At 40.6% G+C, this 17,890-nt stretch carries 12 protein-coding genes; 5 read left to right on the forward strand and 7 right to left on the reverse strand.

What is annotated here, in order from left to right:
• Position 1: 1 nt before the first annotated feature.
• From BA70_RS07265 to BA70_RS07280, 3 genes are all read right to left on the reverse strand, one after another.
• Complete coding sequence (locus tag BA70_RS07265; RefSeq protein ID WP_034320131.1) at positions 2-1,477, reverse strand: type I restriction-modification system subunit M; 1,476 nt, start codon at positions 1,475-1,477, stop codon at positions 2-4.
• Between the two features lie 881 nt (positions 1,478-2,358).
• Positions 2,359-3,744: a 23S rRNA (uracil(1939)-C(5))-methyltransferase RlmD gene (gene rlmD, locus BA70_RS07275; protein WP_034320406.1), complete on the reverse strand. Its 1,386-nt coding sequence runs from the start codon at positions 3,742-3,744 to the stop codon at positions 2,359-2,361.
• Between the two features lie 66 nt (positions 3,745-3,810).
• On the reverse strand, positions 3,811-4,713 hold the full coding sequence (locus tag BA70_RS07280) for a diacylglycerol kinase (protein ID WP_034320137.1): 903 nt from the start codon (positions 4,711-4,713) through the stop codon (positions 3,811-3,813).
• Between the two features lie 181 nt (positions 4,714-4,894).
• Between BA70_RS07280 and BA70_RS07285 the strand changes: the two genes are divergently transcribed.
• Positions 4,895-5,848, forward strand: coding sequence for a nucleoside hydrolase (locus BA70_RS07285; RefSeq protein ID WP_034320140.1), 954 nt, complete (start codon positions 4,895-4,897; stop codon positions 5,846-5,848).
• 31 nt (positions 5,849-5,879) lie between these two features.
• On the opposite strand, the gene BA70_RS07290 is transcribed toward BA70_RS07285, so the two are convergent.
• A complete protein-coding gene (locus BA70_RS07290) occupies positions 5,880-9,029 on the reverse strand; it encodes an efflux RND transporter permease subunit (protein ID WP_034320143.1) in 3,150 nt (1,049 codons plus the stop codon).
• 129 nt (positions 9,030-9,158) lie between these two features.
• Between BA70_RS07290 and BA70_RS07295 the strand changes: the two genes are divergently transcribed.
• The gene (locus tag BA70_RS07295; protein ID WP_034320146.1) at positions 9,159-10,004 is read left to right on the forward strand and encodes a TetR/AcrR family transcriptional regulator; all 846 of its coding nucleotides are present in this window, start codon (positions 9,159-9,161) and stop codon (positions 10,002-10,004) included.
• 379 nt (positions 10,005-10,383) lie between these two features.
• On the opposite strand, the gene gatB is transcribed toward BA70_RS07295, so the two are convergent.
• From gatB to gatC, 3 genes are read right to left on the reverse strand one after another with little or no spacing between them, the layout of a single operon-like run.
• A complete protein-coding gene (gene gatB / locus BA70_RS07300; protein ID WP_034320149.1) occupies positions 10,384-11,814 on the reverse strand; it encodes an Asp-tRNA(Asn)/Glu-tRNA(Gln) amidotransferase subunit GatB in 1,431 nt (476 codons plus the stop codon).
• A gap of 13 nt (positions 11,815-11,827) precedes the next feature.
• A complete protein-coding gene (gatA, locus tag BA70_RS07305; protein WP_034320152.1) occupies positions 11,828-13,285 on the reverse strand; it encodes an Asp-tRNA(Asn)/Glu-tRNA(Gln) amidotransferase subunit GatA in 1,458 nt (485 codons plus the stop codon).
• Positions 13,286-13,299: 14 nt separating this feature from the next.
• On the reverse strand, positions 13,300-13,590 hold the full coding sequence (gatC, locus tag BA70_RS07310; protein ID WP_003213898.1) for an Asp-tRNA(Asn)/Glu-tRNA(Gln) amidotransferase subunit GatC: 291 nt from the start codon (positions 13,588-13,590) through the stop codon (positions 13,300-13,302).
• Positions 13,591-14,013: 423 nt separating this feature from the next.
• Here gatC and putP point away from each other — a divergent pair, with 423 nt between their 5' ends.
• The 3 genes from putP to BA70_RS07325 all read left to right on the forward strand — a co-directional run bounded on the left by putP (position 14,014) and on the right by BA70_RS07325 (position 17,877).
• Positions 14,014-15,495: a sodium/proline symporter PutP gene (gene putP, locus BA70_RS07315; RefSeq protein WP_034320154.1), complete on the forward strand. Its 1,482-nt coding sequence runs from the start codon at positions 14,014-14,016 to the stop codon at positions 15,493-15,495.
• Positions 15,496-15,664: 169 nt separating this feature from the next.
• Positions 15,665-16,357 (forward strand): MgtC/SapB family protein, encoded by a 693-nt coding sequence (locus tag BA70_RS07320; protein ID WP_024424547.1) that lies wholly within the window; start codon positions 15,665-15,667, stop codon positions 16,355-16,357.
• Between the two features lie 113 nt (positions 16,358-16,470).
• Positions 16,471-17,877 carry an alkaline phosphatase gene (locus BA70_RS07325; RefSeq protein WP_034320157.1) on the forward strand — a complete coding sequence of 469 codons (1,407 nt, stop codon included), beginning with the start codon at positions 16,471-16,473 and terminating at the stop codon, positions 17,875-17,877.
• The last annotated feature ends 13 nt before the right edge of the window (positions 17,878-17,890 follow it).

Raw genomic sequence — 17,890 nt, forward strand, 5'->3', positions numbered from 1 at the left:
TTCACATACTTCCTTTGATTAGACCTTTTAGTTCTTTAAACGCAATGTTTATTTCTTCCTCTATATCTAATAAATTTCCAATTATAATTTCTGGCTTTTCGTATTCCACTTCTTCATATTCAACCTCTTTATATCGGTTAATTGATAAATCATAGCTTGTTTCACGTATCTCCTCCACTGATACGAAGAAAGATTGTTCTGTACGCTTTCTATCTTTTTCATCTGCCAGATTATTAAACCTAGTTAAAATATCTGGAATATCGTTGACTTCAATAGGGTCACGTTTGTCATCTAGCGAATATCCATCAGCTTTCATATCGTAAAACCAAACTTTATTCGTTCCTCCAGCGCCTGTTTTTGTGAAAATCATTATAGCAGTAGAAACTCCTGCATAGGGCTTAAATACTCCTGAAGGCATTGAAATAATCGCTTCTAATTTATGATTATCAACAATCTCCTTACGAATAGATTTATGAGCATTAGAGCTTCCAAATAGCACTCCGTCCGGAACAATTGATGCACAACGGCCACCTTTTTTAAGCATTCTTAAAAATAATGCTAGGAATAAAAGTTCTGTTTTCTTTGTTTTTGTTACTTTCAATAAATCATCTGATACTGATTCGTAGTCTAATGATCCTTTAAATGGAGGATTAGCTAGTACTAAAGTATACTGCTCTTTATCTTTATTTTGCTCTGACAAACTATCACGGTACGCTATATTAGGACTATCTACACCGTGAAGCATCATATTCATTGCACCAATTCGGAGCATCGTTCCATCCATTTCAAAACCGTGAAACATATTCTGATTAAAATGTTCTCTTAAACTTTGAATAAGGAACATATCATTATGGTTTTCTTTTAAATATTCTCCTGCCCCTACAAGAAATCCAGCTGAACCTGCTGAAGGGTCAACAATTATTTCTTCTGGTGTCGGTTTCATTAAGCGAACAATCATATCTATAATATGTCTTGGCGTTCTAAATTGACCATTCGTTCCTGCCGTTGAAAGTTTAGATAATAAATACTCATATAAATCACCTAGGGTATCCTTCTTTCCACCAGAATTACTTACCTGAATTAACCCATTGATACCAGCTACCACTCTTGCCAGTAGAGATGGTGTCGGAATCACGAAAATAGCATCCTTCATAAATTTAGAGTAGATTGATTCCTTGCCACCTAAATCTTTAATAAATGGAAAAACTTCTTGAGTTACAACTTCAAACATTTCGTCAGGTCCCATATTAGAGAAGATAGACCACCGCAATTGAGGTTTATCTTTAGGAAAAATCCCCTCAAATTCTAGGCCTAGTAGCTCAGCATCCGCTTCCTTCTTTTTCTCGTTATCATCTAAACCTTTTATATAAAGCAGATAGGTAAATTGCTCAATCACAGTAAGCGGATTTGTAATACCGCCTGTCCAAAATGTTTCCCAAACTTTATCTATTTTGTTTTTTAATTCTCCAGTAATCATAGATACACCTCAAAAATAAAAGTCATATAAACACATATGTAACTTATATTATACAGCATTATGCCCTAGAAATGACTGAATCGCCTCTAAAGAATCATTCACACCTCCTAAAGATCTATTTATAACAGTATTTAAGAATAATAATTGGTTATAAAATTTTTTTGGAAAAAGTTTTGTTTTTTTCTACAGACCCTTGTTTTTTTAAAAAAAGTTAAAGAATATAATACCCATGAAAAATTTAATAGCGGAATTTTTGTGATCTCCAAATTTTATATTCTAAAGAATGTGGAAGAGATATGTTGTATAAAGTTAATCAAAAAGGATATAGGTGTGATGGAAATCTCAAGTATAACGATTTTTATTGTTTAAACAAAAAAGCTGTTAAAGAGCTTGAATTTAAGAAGTAAGCTCTTGCTTACTTCAAAAAACTATTTCATACCTTTCAAGATGATTCTATGATGAAAAACCTAATGAAAAAGCTCAAGCAAAAACAATAAGAATTTAAAAGAAAATGGCTAATGTGGCTAATCAAATTCAATATTTACGCTTAAAGAAGCTTGAATACCTTAATCTATAAACTGAACAAGGCATAACTAAACAAGAATTAATTGAATATAGAGAGTCAACAGACCAAAAGCTTAAAGAACTAGATATAATCAAAACCCAAATTCATAAAAGTCTCGAAGATTGTACGAATGAAAATTATGCCATACAGTTAGGTGATAAATTTTACAATATCTTTCCACTTAAAGACCTTATTTCTAAGTTACCACATTGCATGGTGAAAAAATAACCGTTAGCATAGAAGGCAATATTGATATTCACAAAACCTTTATAAATCCTTTTCAGGACAAATAAAAGACAACTTTCCCCGAATAGGGTTAGTTGCCTTCTTTTAAAATAAGTTGCGCCACACACTCCACATGACTCGTATGCGGAAACATATCCACAGGCTGCACTTCTTCCGTCACATATCCACCATCTTCAAGAATACGCAAATCACGAGCAAGCGTCCCTGGGTTACAGGACACGTAAACAACACGGTTTGGTTTCATCTTTAAAATCGTGTCAAGCAGTGCTTCATCACAGCCTTTTCTTGGCGGATCGACAACTAGCGTATCTGCTTTGATGCCTTCTTTGTACCAGTTTGGGATGACGGTTTCTGCTTCGCCGACTGCGAATTCGACGTTGTTGATCCCGTTTAAGGCAGCGTTGCGTTTTGCATCTTCAATTGCTTCTGGCACAATTTCTACGCCATATACTCTGCCTGCTTTTTGTGCGAGGAACAAGGAAATCGTACCGATTCCGCAGTAAGCGTCGATAACAGTTTCTTCGCCTTGCAGTTCTGCATATTCAAGGGCTTTATCGTAAAGAACCTTTGTTTGAGCTGGATTTACTTGATAAAAGGAGCGTGCTGAAATAGCAAATTTGATGTCGCCAATCGTGTCATAAATGTATTCTTCTCCCCATAAAACGGTCGTTTCATCACCGAAAATGACATTTGTTTTCTTCGAATTCACGTTTTGCACAATTGACCGAACGTGTGGGAAGCGTGCTATCATCTGCTCAATCACCTGCTGCTTTTGCGGAAAGTCAGCCGTTCTAGTAACAAAAACAACCATCATTTCACCTGTTGCAATGCCGTAGCGAACCATGACATGGCGCAACCAGCCTTTATGCCGCTCTTCGTTATATGCTTTGATGCCAAACGCATTGCATATGTCTTTTACGGCCTGTACCACTTCATCGTTTTCTGACTGCTGAATCAAACATGTTTCCATATCAATGATTTCATGGGTACGCTGCTGATAAAATCCTGCAACAAGCCCGCCTTCCCGTTCGCCAACTGGAACTTGTGCTTTATTTCGGTAATTCCACGGGTCTTCCATGCCGAGTACAGGATGAACTTTTACACGGCTCATATCAAGCTTGCCGATCCGCTCTAATACGTCCTTTACTTGTTTCTGTTTAAATAGCAGCTGGCCTTCATAGCTCATATGTTGAATTTGACAGCCGCCGCACTGCTTGTAAATGGGACATGGCGCATCTTGCCTGTGCTGACTTTCCTTTGTCAGCTCCATAAGTCGTCCAAAAGCAAATCCTTTTTTGACACGTGTGACTTTTATTTTTCCTTGTTCGTCCGGGAGAGCATTAGGTACAAAAACAGGGAAGCCCTCAATCTTAGCGACACCAGCACCTTCGTGCGTTAAATCTTCGAAGGTTACATTGTAATATTCATTCTTTTGAACAGGTGGTTTCATGTTCACCAATTTCATCACCTCATTTGCAAAGAAAAACTTGGTCGCCATAAGGAACCAAGTTCAATCTCTACCCTATTTTTCAGCTGTTGCTTTTGGCACAATAAATTCAATATGGCGATACAGGTTTTCAAATTCACCTGGCAACATGCCGCCGTATTCACCATCTAAATTGAGTTGCATTTTATCTTTTACATCTACTTTGACGCGATTCGCTTTTGTGTAGATGACATTGTTATCATGTATATGCTCGCCTCGAAGTGCAAGACTAACCACTCGAATAGCTTCTGCTAGATTGACCTTCTTCAAAATAATCAGGTCAAACATACCGTCATCTAGAATGGAATCTGGTGCTAGCTTTTCAAAGCCGCCTACTGAGTTTGTGAGTGAAACGAGAAACAGCATGATTTCTCCATGAAACAATTTGCCGTCATATTCAATTTCAACTTCTGTTGGGCGGATGGAAGGAAGCATCTCCATGCCTTTCAAATAATAAGCAAGCTGTCCAAGCATTGTCTTCAGCTTACTAGGCACCTCATAGGTTAGTTCTGTTAAGCGGCCGCCACCAGCAATATTAATAAAATAATGGCCATTGACTTTACCGATATCAAGCGGCTTTGCTACACCATCAATAATGGCATCTGTTGCTTTTAAAATATCTTCTCTTGGAATTCCAAGTGCTCTTGCGAAGTCATTTGTCGTTCCAACTGGAATGATTCCTAATTTTGGTCTTTTATCAAGCGGTGCTAGTCCATTGACGACTTCATTGATCGTGCCGTCTCCACCTGCTGCTACAATTAAATCAAAATCTCTCTGTGCGGCTTTTTCTGCTGCTTGTGTCGCATCTCCTGCACATGTCGTCGCATGACAAGATGTTTCATAACCAGCTTGTTCAAATTTTTGCAAAACCTGCGGTAAATTCTTCTTGAAGAGTTCCCGCCCAGATGTCGGATTGTATATAATTCGAGCACGTTTCATTCATCATCATCCTATATTCATTATGCAATCTATTTTCACCACTAACAACCTTTAATTATACTATGAGTTTTGAAAATGGCAACAGAACAACCACCTCATATTTGAAATCTCATGGCACATCTCCCTCAACAGATAAGCATTCTGATAAGATAAAAGAAAACGCTGCAAAGGATGGTATGCTATGAAAAAGCCTGTCTATTTCAATCATGACGGCGGTGTTGATGACCTCGTCTCCTTATTTCTTCTCCTGCAAATGGAGCACCTGAAAGTCATCGGGATGTCTGTGATTCCTGCTGATTGTTATTTAGAGCCCGCAATGAGTGCGTCTCAGAAAATCATTGACCGATTTAGCCCATATGAGATTGAAGTCGCTGCTTCCAATTCTAGAGGTGTCAATCCATTTCCAAAAGAATGGCGCATGCATGCTTTTTATGTAGATGCACTGCCGATTTTAAATGAAAAAGGCACTGTTGATACAAAAGTGTCCAAGCTTCCAGCACACCTTCATCTAATTGAAACGGTTAAAAAGGCAAAAGAACCTGTCACTCTGCTCTTTACTGGTCCGCTCACAGACCTTGCACGCGCTTTAGAAGAAGATCCTTCAATCTCTAATAAAATTGAGAAATTGGTGTGGATGGGCGGTACGTTCCTTGAAAAAGGCAATGTCGAAGAACCCGAGCATGATGGGACAGCAGAATGGAATGCCTTTTGGGACCCTTATGCTGTCAGCACTGTTTTTCAGGAACGCTTTCCTATTGAAATGGTCGCACTTGAGAGCACAAATCAAGTTCCGCTTACACTTGATGTACGGCAGCGATGGGCTTCCCTTCGTTCTCATATCGGGATTGATTTTATTGGACAGTGTTACGCCTTTTGCCCGCCGCTCATTCATCACGAAACCAACTCGACTTACTACCTATGGGACGTGCTGACAACGATCACTCTTGCTTCCTCATCATTTACTCGTTCAAAGGAAATGAATGCGATCGTTTACACCGAAACGCCAAAGCAAGGACGTACCGAAGAGCATACAGATGGAAAATCAATTCAAGTGATTGACCATGTCGATCGTGACGCATTTTTCCAAGCATTTGAAGAGCTTATGAAAAGAGCTGTTTGTCAGATTTCAACATAAAAAAGCCCCGCCATCAAAGCGGGGGCCCATCTCAATCTTCTTCTACGTATTTCTTTTTGCGTTTAAATTTGCTTAACACTTCGTATACGATTGGTACGATAACCAGTGTTAGCAATGTTGAACTTGCGAGACCACCAATGACTGTGACGCCAAGTCCTTTTGAAACAATTTGGCTTCCGCCTTCAAATCCTAATGCTAATGGAAGAAGTGCCCCAATTGTCGCAAGTGCCGTCATTAAGATTGGACGTACTCTTATTGTACCAGCTTCCAGTAATGCCTCTCTTGTTGAGAGTCCTTCTTTCTCTTTATTAATGACTCGGTCAATTAAGACAACGGCATTTGTTACGACGATTCCTATCAGCATCAGCAAGCCAATCATTGCGTTTAAGCTGATCGTTTCTTTCGCTACGAACAATCCGACCAAGGCACCAATGACTGTGAACGGTAGTGAGAACAGAATCGCAAATGGTGCAAGCCCTCCACCGAATGTGATAACTAATACCAGATACACAATGGCAATGGCAGCTAACATCGCAATCCCTAATTGTGTGAAGGATTCCTGAATATCTGCGCTCACACCGCCTGAATCAATAGTTACACCAGATTTCAAGTCAAGCTTGTCGACCTTTTTCTGTACGTCTTGTGTGACACTCGCTACGTTGTCCGTTGTCATATCTCCGGATACTTCAGCGTAGATTTTACCGTCACGTTTCGTGATTGTATTTGCCGTTGTTCCTTCTTTGACCTTCACTACATCTCCGATTCGGATTTCTTGCCCTGTAGGTGTCGTGATTTTTTTGTCTTCTAAATCTTTCTTACTCTTGTATTCGTCTTTATCTGTTTGAAGCTTCACATCAATTTCTGTGCCGTCCTCTGTCACCTTCGTTAAAGTGATTTCATTGCTTTGAGGCGCAATCTCTTGTGCGATTTGTGAAGCTGTAAGACCTAGTTTAGCAAGCTTCTCTTGGTCTGCGTTAAATGTGTATTCAGCGTATTTATCAGCCAAGCTTGTGCTCACGTTTTTCAAATTCTTCTCGTCTTTTAAAATCTTTTCTACATCGTTTACTGTGCCTTCAATGTCACTTGCTGTATCGCCATACACATAGTAAGTGACAGAATTACTCGCACCGGAAGATGAGAAGTCTTGTAACTTCCAGTCACCTTGAGATGCATTTTTTTGAAGGTCTTTACTAATTTTTTCTTTTTCTTTTTCAAAGTTTGGTGTGTCACCTTCATATTTGACAAAGAAGAGAGCACCATTTGAAGTTCCACCAGCATTTTCCATCAGAGCATTTGACGTACCTAATGAATATTGAACTGTATCGACATGCTCACGTTTCATTAAGTATTCTTCTGCTTTCTTCGCTTCATCTTTAGCCTGTTCTCTTGTTTGTCCAGGCTCAGGTGTGTAAGTGATTATTGCTGTTTTTTCACTTTCCTGTGGCAAGAAGCTAACGCCAACAAGTGGTGCTAAGAATAAGCTTCCGACAAGCATAAGAACGGCAATTCCAGACGTAATCCATTTATGATTTAGTGTCCAGTTCAACACACGTCTGTAGCCAAGTGCTAGCTTGCTTGGTTTGTGTTCTTTGAGCTCTTTTCTATTGCCATACAAGTTTTTCTTAAACAAGCTGTGTGCCATCATTGGAACGACCGTAACGGCAATAAGAAGTGATGCAAGTAAAGCAAACACAATTGTTAATGCAAATGGGATAAATAATTCACCGATCATGCCACCAACAAGTGCTAATGGCAAGAACACGGCAATTGTGACTATCGTTGAAGACATAATTGGCAAGAACATTTCTTTCGTTGCTTCTCGTACAAGGGCTTTTCCTCGTAACGGTTCATCTTTGAGTGCCATTCGTCTGTATATGTTTTCTATGACGACAATGGAGTCATCCACGACACGACCAATTGCAACGGTCATCGCGCCAAGGGTCATAATGTTCAGCGTAATATCGAGCTGATTTAAAATTAAGATAGCAATTAACAGTGATAACGGGATCGAGATGACCGAGATCAATGTTGATCTGATGTCACGAAGGAACAAGAGAATAATCATAATGGCAAAGATGGCACCAATGATTGCTTTATTCAGCATTGTGCTGACAGATTCTTTGATTGGCTCTGCCTGATCATAAGTTGAACTTATGTTCATTCCATCGTTGTCTTTTTTAAATTTGTCTAGTTCTTTTGTGACTTCTTCTGCAACACTAACTGTATTTGCATCAGAGCCCTTCATAATTTGAAGTCCGATACTATTTTTACCGTTAGTTCTTGAGATTGATTCTGCTTCTTTTACTACTTTGATATTGGCTATTTCAGATAACTTCACTGTTGGGAGCTCTACAGACTGACTGCCCGCTGCTGCTTGTTGCTCAGCACTTCCAACTGCACCTGTATTTCCTATTCCGCCAGAGGCATTACCGGCCCCTCCTGTCACAGGAATACGCATATTTTTCAAGTCTTTCACGCTTAAAATGTTACCGTCCACGACAACCGATTTTTGCTTGTTGTCAAATGTGTATAAACCAAGTGGCAGGTTTACATCGGAACCTTTGATGATGTTTTGAACGGTTTCTTCATCTAAACCGTATTCTTCGAGTTTCTTTTGTTTAAATGAGAATTGCACTTCTTTGATTTGTTGACCAGATGCATCTACAGATGAGACACCACCCAGACCTTTGAGTGCAGGGATCAAATCATTTTCAACTTTTTCAGTTAATTCCTGTAAGGATTCTTTATCGCCAGACACACTGAGTGCTAAAATTGGAATGGCGTTAATGGTGAAACGTGCGATTTTTGGTTGTTCCGCATTTTCTGGGAATTTGATATTGCTAATCGCATCTTCAATTTCTTTTTTCGCCTCATCCATGTCTTTGCTATAGTCATATTCAATTTGAATGGATGACGCATTTTCATATGAATTGGAAGTGACGACATTCACTCCATTTAGGTTTTGGATCGTTTTTTCAATTGGATCGGTCACCTTATCTGATACTTCGTCCGGCGTTGCGCCAGGATACGTTGTAGAAACCGTAATGACTGGAGTGTTGATATTCGGGATTGATTCTTGTTTCATATTCAATCCAGCATATAGACCAGCAACTGTTACGATAATTGTCATGAGCCATACAGCGAACTTATTCTTTAATACAAAATTGATGATCGAATTCATTATGTCCTCCATTTTCTGTTATGTATTGACTGACTGGTCATTCTATATCATAATAATCGGTGATATACAATGTAGTCAACCATTTTACTTATTTGGCAAAACATTCTAAAGTTGAAGGGGTCTCATTTCATGAACGAAAAAAAAGAAAAAATCATTAAAGCAAGCATCCAGTTGTTTGCGAAAAAGGGTTTTTCTTCTACGACCATTCAGGAAATAGCAGATGAGTGCGGAATTTCTAAGGGTGCGTTTTATTTGCACTTCAAATCAAAAGAACAGCTTTTCAACCGAGCGTTCGAATATTATATCGACACTTCTATGCAAAGTATTGAAAAAATTCGAAAAGAGAATCAGCATCTTGCGCCTAGAGAGATCTTTCAGAAACAAATCGCTGAACAGTTTCAGCATTTTGCAGAGAACAAGGATTTTATCATTTTGATCCTCAGCGAGAACATTATTCCAGAAAATCAGCAAATTAAAAAGCATTCTAAAACTGTGAAAAAACAAATGCACGATGAAATACAAATTTCCCTATTGGCTACTTATGGACAACAGATTGAACCTTATATAACTGACCTGTCAGTCATGACCCAAGGAATCATTCAATCATATGTGCAGTTACTACTTTTACAAGATCATATCCAATTATCATTTGACGAGCTCTCTTCCTTTATACTCGATCGGTTTGATGATTTGGTTCAAGGACTGCTTCGTTCTAAGACGAAGCCGATTCTGAATCAAGCCATTTGGGAAGATGAAGCGCCGAATGCCGTTTCCCTTCGAGAGGAGCTTCGATTGTTAAAGCTTGAGCATCTGCTTTCTGATGATACGCTCGTATCTATCGAAGTAATTGAAGAAGAACTAGCGAAAGATGAGCCTCGTAAGCCGGTCATTCAAGGGATGCTGACAAATTTAGACATGTGTGAAGACCCTGCCGTCCTAAGAGTAGTGGAACAATTGAAGCTGTTTCTGCAATAACATTACGTGCCGTTTTTCGATTTAGTTCACCTTGATCCCCTTCGAATATGTTCTTTCGCTTATGCTTCATTATAAGAAAAGAATCTCCGAATTGATATACGGCGGTGGTCTGAATCTATGATAAGACCCTGTCATTCCCATACAAAAAAACCGCCTCTTCCATAAGGCGATCAGCGTGAAGACAAACCCTCGCATTCGGTGTCAGTTCTGCGTGCTGGTGCTCACGAATATCAAATTCGCTCCGCTCCAGTACTCGGCCTTCCTAGACTTCAAGGGTTTTCATATCACGCTGAAAAAAAAAGACAAAGAGCTAAAATAAAGATCATTTTAGCCCTTTGTCATCAATCTGACCGCCTCTTCATGAGGCGGTTTTTGCTATTTAGCGTTTGTTGATTTCTTCGAGAAGTATCTTGTTGACCATCGGTGGGTTTGCTTGTCCCTTCGATGCTTTCATGATTTGTCCGACTAAGAAACCAATGGCGCGGTCTTTTCCATTTTTAAAGTCTTCAATGGATTGCGGGTTGTTATCAAGTGCTTCTGTGACAAGTTTGAGCAGTGCACCTTCGTCAGAAATTTGGATAAGTCCTTTTTCTTTGACGATTGTTTCTGCATCTCCCCCATTTTCGATTAGTTCTTTGAATACCTTTTTGGCAATCTTAGAGGAAATCGTTCCTTTTTCAATGAGTTTGATCATGCCAGCAAGCCCTTGAGGCGTTAGTTTTGTATCGTCCAGCTCTTTTTGAGCAGAGTTTAAGTAGGCAGATACTTCACCCATCAGCCAGTTCGATGCTTGCTTCGCTTCTGCACCTTCTGAAATGGTCGCTTCAAAGAAATCAGACATTTCTTTTGTCAGCGTCAGAACCATCGCATCGTATGCAGGCAGTCCAAGCTCATCGATGTAGCGTTTACGGCGCTCGTCTGGAAGCTCTGGGATCGATGCTCTGACGCGCTCTTTCCATTCATCATCAATGTACAGCTCCACCAAATCCGGTTCTGGGAAGTAGCGGTAATCATCAGAGCCTTCTTTGACACGCATCAGAATTGTCTTTTTAGATGCTTCGTCATAACGGCGTGTTTCTTGCTCGATCAGACCGCCAGAAAGCAATACTTGCTCTTGACGTTTCTCTTCGAATTCAAGCCCTTTTTGAACGAAAGCGAACGAGTTCAAGTTCTTAAGTTCTGTTTTCGTTCCAAACTCTTCACGTCCAATTGGGCGGAGAGAAATATTGGCATCACAGCGAAGTGAGCCTTCTTCCATTTTACAGTCGGATACGCCTGTATATTGAATAATGGATTTAAGCTTTTCTAAGTAAGCGTACGCTTCTTCTGGTGTCCGAATGTCTGGCTCAGATACGATTTCAACAAGCGGTGTGCCTTGGCGGTTGAAATCCACGAGTGAATAACCGTCGCCTGTGTGCGTCAGTTTTCCTGCATCCTCTTCCAAGTGAAGACGCGTAATACCGATTCGTTTTGTTTTGCCGTCTACTTCAATTTCAATCCAGCCGTTTTCGCCGATCGGTTTATCAAATTGTGATATTTGATAAGCCTTTGGGTTATCAGGATAGAAGTAGTTTTTACGGTCAAATTTTGTGTCTGTTGCGATCTCACAGTTCAGCGCCATTGCCGCTTTCATCGCAAAGTTCACCGCTTCTTTGTTCAGTACAGGCAATACGCCAGGATAACCAAGGTCGATGACACTTGTTTGCGTATTGGCAGCTGCACCAAAAGGTGTCGGCGAGCTTGAGAAAATTTTTGATTGTGTTTTTAGCTCTACGTGGACTTCAAGTCCAATTACCGTTTCAAAGTTCATTCTGATTCACCCCTTACAGTTCAGGTTTTGCTTTATGATGATCTGTTGCTTGCTCGAAAGCGTGAGCGACGCGATAAACTGTTCCTTCATCAAAGTGTTTGCCGATGACTTGCAGTCCTAACGGAAGACCGTTTGCAAATCCACAAGGCACACTGATTCCCGGAACGCCTGCAAGGTTAACAGGGATCGTTAAAATGTCGTTTGCGTACATTGTAAGTGGATCGCTTGTTTTTTCACCGATGTTGAATGCAGGAGTAGGTGTTGTTGGTCCTACAATGACATCATACTTTTCGAACACATCTTCAAAGTCTTTTTTGATCAATGTACGGACTTTTTGTGCTTTTTTATAATACGCATCATAATATCCTGAGCTTAGAGCGAATGTGCCAAGCATGATGCGGCGTTTTACTTCGTCCCCGAAGCCTTCAGAACGTGTATTTTTGTATAAATCAATGAGATTGTCTGCGTTATCTGTACGGTAGCCATAGCGGATGCCGTCAAAACGTGCAAGGTTCGCAGATGCTTCTGAAGAAGACAGTAAGTAGTAAGTCGCAAGCGCATATTTAGAATGCGGAAGAGACACTTCTTCCCATGTCGCACCAAGTCCTTCTAATACTTTTAACGCTTTGAGAACAGACTCTTTTGCTTCCTCGCCAACGCCTTCGCCAAGATATTCTTTCGGCACTGCAATTTTAAGACCTTTGATGTCGCCAGTTAATGAAGAAAGAAAATCTGGGACATCGACATTTGCACTTGTTGCGTCCATTTGATCGACGCCAGAAATCGCTTGAAGAACATAAGCATTGTCCTCTACATTACGCGTAATCGGTCCAATTTGATCTAATGATGAAGCAAATGCAATTAAACCGTATCTGGATACACGGCCATATGTCGGCTTAAGACCTACAACCCCGCAGAATGATGCTGGCTGGCGAATAGAACCGCCTGTATCTGATCCAAGAGAAAATGGTACCTCACCTGCTGCAACAGATGCAGCTGATCCACCGCTTGATCCACCCGGAACTGTATTCAAATTCCATGGGTTTTTCGTTGCTTTGTAGCCTGAGTTCTCTGTAGAAGATCCCATTGCAAATTCGTCCATGTTTAGTTTACCGATTGTGACAGCTTCCGCCTCTCTTAGACGGTTCACAACGGTTGCATCATATATTGGATCAAAGTTTTGCAAGATTTTACTTGATGCTGTTGTACGTAAATCCTTCGTCACGATGTTATCTTTCACACCGATCGGCATACCGAACAATAGACCAAGCTCGTCCTTTTCACCAACTGCCTCGTCCAATTCCTTTGCATACGCACGTGCTTTCTCTTCGTCCAGTGCAAGGAATGCTTGTACTTTCCCGTCTACTTCATTGATTCGTTTATAAGACTCGTCCACTAAATCAGAAACAGACAGTTCCTTTTTATGTAAAAGCTCTTTTAATTCAGAAATTTTGTGATCAAACAGTGACATGTCTCGGGCCTCCTTTAGTCCAAAATTGATGGCACACGAATATAGCCGTCTTTATGATCAGGCGCGTTTTTGATGACTGCCTCAATTGAAAGACCTTTATTCGGAACATCTTCTCTCATGACGTTTTTCATTTTTAATACGTGTGTTGTTGGTTCAACGTTTTCCGTATCTACCTCGTTTAACTGCTCTGCAAATGAAATGATGCTATCAAGCTGTTCTGTAAACATCTCAGCTTCTTCTTCTGTAATGGCAAGCCGTGCTAAATGCGCAACGTGCTTTACTTCTTCTATTGAAATTCTAGACATGCAGGTTCACCTCCAAAAATGATACGTGTTCGTGGTCATGATCATAAGTCATATACACTTTATCATATCAAATTTTACTGTTCTAAAGCAACTTTACGCAGGGGCTGTAAGAGGCATTTTCTCTCGAAGCATCATTGTGATTCAACTGATGAAGAAAATAAGCATGCAGACACCCTTTTATTTTCAGAAAATTTTTACTTTTATTTACTTTTGTAAGCGTATACAAACTGATTCGTATCACCGATCTGTCCATTTTTTCTTAAAAATGAAGAGGTTTAAGAAGGTTGATCACTTGGGAATACTCTGTTAGGTTAAGTAACCATAGCAGTGAGAAGGGCATTCAATCAAAAAACTAGCCCTGACACTTCTGGATATTTTGATTGAGGTGATGTCAAATTTATACGAAAAAGGTGAGAACACAAAATGAGTATTGAAGTTACAATTTCCTTATCTATTTATTTTATCGGGATGCTTGCCATCGGTTGGTATGCATTTAGGAAAACACATGATTTAAATGATTATATGCTTGGTGGACGCGGACTTGGCCCATTCGTTACAGCTCTTTCAGCAGGTGCTGCGGATATGAGCGGCTGGATGCTGATGGGTGTACCAGGTGAAATGTATAAAACAGGTTTATCGACGACCTGGCTTGCGATTGGATTAATCGTTGGTGCTTACTTGAACTATTTAATTCTTGCACCTCGTTTACGTTCTTATACAGAAATTGCTGATGATGCCATTACGATTCCTGATTTCTTTGATAAACGATTCAAAGGATCATCTGCTTTATTAAAAGCTGTTTCAGCCGTCATCATTTTAATCTTCTTTACGCTGTATACATCGTCTGGGATGGTATCAGGCGGACGTTTATTTGAGTCAGCATTTGGTGCACACTACATGTTTGGGCTGATTTTGACGTCAAGTATTGTTATTTTGTATACATTGTTTGGTGGATTCCTGGCAGTGAGCTTAACGGACTTTGTCCAAGGAGCTATCATGTTTTTAGCATTAGTGCTCGTGCCGATCGTTGCCTTTACACAATTAGGCGGACCTGTTGCTACATTCCAAGATATTCAACAGATTGATCCTAAATTGCTTGATATTTTTAGAGGAACGAGCGTCATTGGCATTATATCCTTCCTCGCTTGGGGACTAGGTTACTTTGGACAGCCTCATATTATCGTGCGCTTTATGGCCATTACGTCCGTAAAAGATTTAAAGCCAGCACGCCGAATCGGAATGAGTTGGATGATTATTTCAGTGATCGGTTCACTGTCTGTCGGTTTAGTTGGTGTGGCATATGTTCATGAAACTGGAATGAACCTTGCTGACCCAGAAACGATTTTTATCGTCTTTTCTAAAGTCTTGTTCCATCCATATATTACTGGATTTTTACTCTCTGCCATTTTAGCTGCGATTATGAGTTCGATTTCTTCTCAGCTGCTTGTCACAGCAAGTGCGATGACAGAGGATTTATACAGAACGTTCTTTAGAAAAAAAGCATCTGATCAAGAGCTTGTGATGATTGGCCGTATGTCTGTACTAGTTGTCGCTGTGATTGCACTTTGTCTTTCACTCAACCCAAGTGATACGATTCTTGACCTTGTCGGTTATGCGTGGGCAGGATTCGGTTCTTCATTCGGTCCAGTGATCTTACTATGCCTATACTGGAAACGGATGAATCATCACGGGGCACTTGTTGGGATGATCGTTGGTGCCATTGTGGTTCTGACATGGATCACGACAGGCCTCAACCATGCAACAGGTATCTATGAAATGATCCCAGGCTTTACGTTAAGTGGATTAGCTGCGATCATTGTGAGCTTATTGACAAGCACGCCGTCAAAAGCATCAAAACAGCTGTTTAACAAAATGGAAAATCATCTTAAAGAAGAAACAAAATAGCAGGAAATAAAGAGTCATCTGCCTTATGCGGATGACTCTCTTTTTCAGTGAAATAAAAAGCTTTTCTTTCTTTCAAATCTGAATAAAATAAAAGTTGTGCAGCCATATGGGCTGTGAGAAGATCATATACATGATGTGAAACGTACATGAAGTGAAAGGAGTGATACGCATGTTTTGGACGATTGAATGGGATACTGTCTTAAAATTAGCCGTGGCCACCTTAATCGGGCTGATCATCGGTCTAGAACGCGAGCTAAAGAAAAAGCCGCTCGGCTTAAAAACGTGTATTGTCATTGCTGTCAGCTCCTGCGTATTAACCATCATCAGCATTGATGCAGCCTACAATTTCCCTCGAGTCTCTAAGCTTCAAATGGACCCACTCAGGTTACCGGCGCAAATTATATCTGGTGTTGGTTTTATTGGAGCAGGTGTGATTCTTCGAAAAAGCAATGATGTCATCTCAGGTCTCACGACTTCCGCAATGATCTGGGGAGCAGCAGGACTTGGGGTTGCAACAGGTGCAGGTTTTTATAAAGAAGCCTTCCTCAGTCTTTTCTTTATTTTGATCAGTGTCGAATTTTTACCATGGCTCTTTCAGCGGATCGGACCGATTCGTCTGCAGGAAAAAGAAATCCGCATCAGAATGTCACTTTCTGATCGAAACCGGATGACAGACATTTTAAAAGAAATGAAAGCACTCAATATTCGCATTCATTCTGTTCGAATTGATGATTTAAAAGAAAAGGACTATCCGATCATGGAAGTACGCGTTCGTGTGCATAAAGATCGGTATACAACCGATGTGTACTTTGATATTAAAGATCTAGAAGGCGTTGTTGGCGTGAAGTGTGATACGGTGTAAATGGTGATGAGACAAAAGTCTCGTCACCTTTTTTTATGGGATAAGGGGTTGATCCATCGCTAACATTCAAATAAAATACAAATTATGAAATAAATGATAAAAGGGGATTTCTCATGGGCTCAATGGATCGTAAAAATCGCATTTTTCTCTTTTCTGGTATTCTGGCCGTACTCACACTAGCTGTCATCTTCACCTCACATTATGTCACTCCCACATCAACGAATGCAGCAGACAAAAAACAAACGAAAGTACCAAAAAATATCATCTTTATCGTTGGCGATGGGATGGGGATGCCCGTGATCAAAGCCTACCGTACGTTCAAGCAGGAAAAACATTCTTCTTCAAAAGAACAAACCGTCTGGGACCCATATTTAGTCGGGATGCAGACGACACACCCAGATGATCCTCGAGATAATATTACTGATTCAGCTGCCGCAGCGACAGCCATGGCAACCGGGAAAAAAACATACAATGATGCTATCGCCGTCAATCATGAAACAGAGCCTCTTAGAAGCATCGTTGAAGCAGCAAAGGAAGCACGAATGAGAACGGCCTTTGTCGTCTCATCTGATATCACCGATGCAACACCGGCTGCTTTTGGCACACATAACGTCTCCCGCAAAAACAAAGATCAAATTGCAGACCACTTCTTTGATGAGAAAATAGGCGGAGAGCACAAAGTCGATATTCTTCTCGGAGGCGGAATGCAATATTTTGACCGCAAAGACCGTGACCTTGTTCAAGAATTTAAAAAGAGCGGGTATTCCATTCTGCGATCGAAAGGTGATTTAACATCTCAATCATCAGCAAAAATGCTCGGTTTATTTCAGGAGGACGAGCTAGATCGAGCCATCGACCGCCCAAAGCATGTGCCTACTTTAAAAGACATGACGCAGGCAGCGCTGACCCAATTAAATCAGGACAATCAGCATGGCTTTTTTATGCTGCTTGAAGGCAGTACCATTGATTCTGCTGGACATGAAAATGATGTTGTCGGTGCAATGAGTGAGATGGAGGATTTTGAGAAAGCGGTCCAAGTGGCTCTTCAATTCGCTAAAAAAGATCAAGAAACCCTCGTCGTCATCACAGCAGATCATGCGACTGGCGGCTTTTCATTTGGCGCAGATGGTATGACAAGTGAGACCGGCTATAAATGGGACCCAGCACCCATCCTAGCTGCAAAAAAAACCCCTGTGTATATGGCAAAGAAAATCGCAGGCGGCCAATCTGTACGTGATGTCCTTCATACCTACATTGATGTCTCACTCACAGCAGAAGAAATCTTACAGGTAGAAAAAGCGGCACAATCAGGGAAGGCCAGTTCGATCCAACTCAGCATTCAACGTATCTTTGATCAGCGTTCTTTCACAGGCTGGACAACCTTTGCCCATACAGGTGAGGATGTCCCTGTCTATGCATACGGGCCAGGTAAAGCAGCATTTCAGGGCTGGATTGATAATACAAAGCAAGGAAAAAACCTGTTTCAAATGATTGAATCGCCATCCACATATCGCCCATAAAAAATAATCCCCG

The sequence above is a fragment of the Bacillus zhangzhouensis genome, assembly GCF_000715205.1.
Lineage (GTDB): Bacteria > Bacillota > Bacilli > Bacillales > Bacillaceae > Bacillus > Bacillus zhangzhouensis.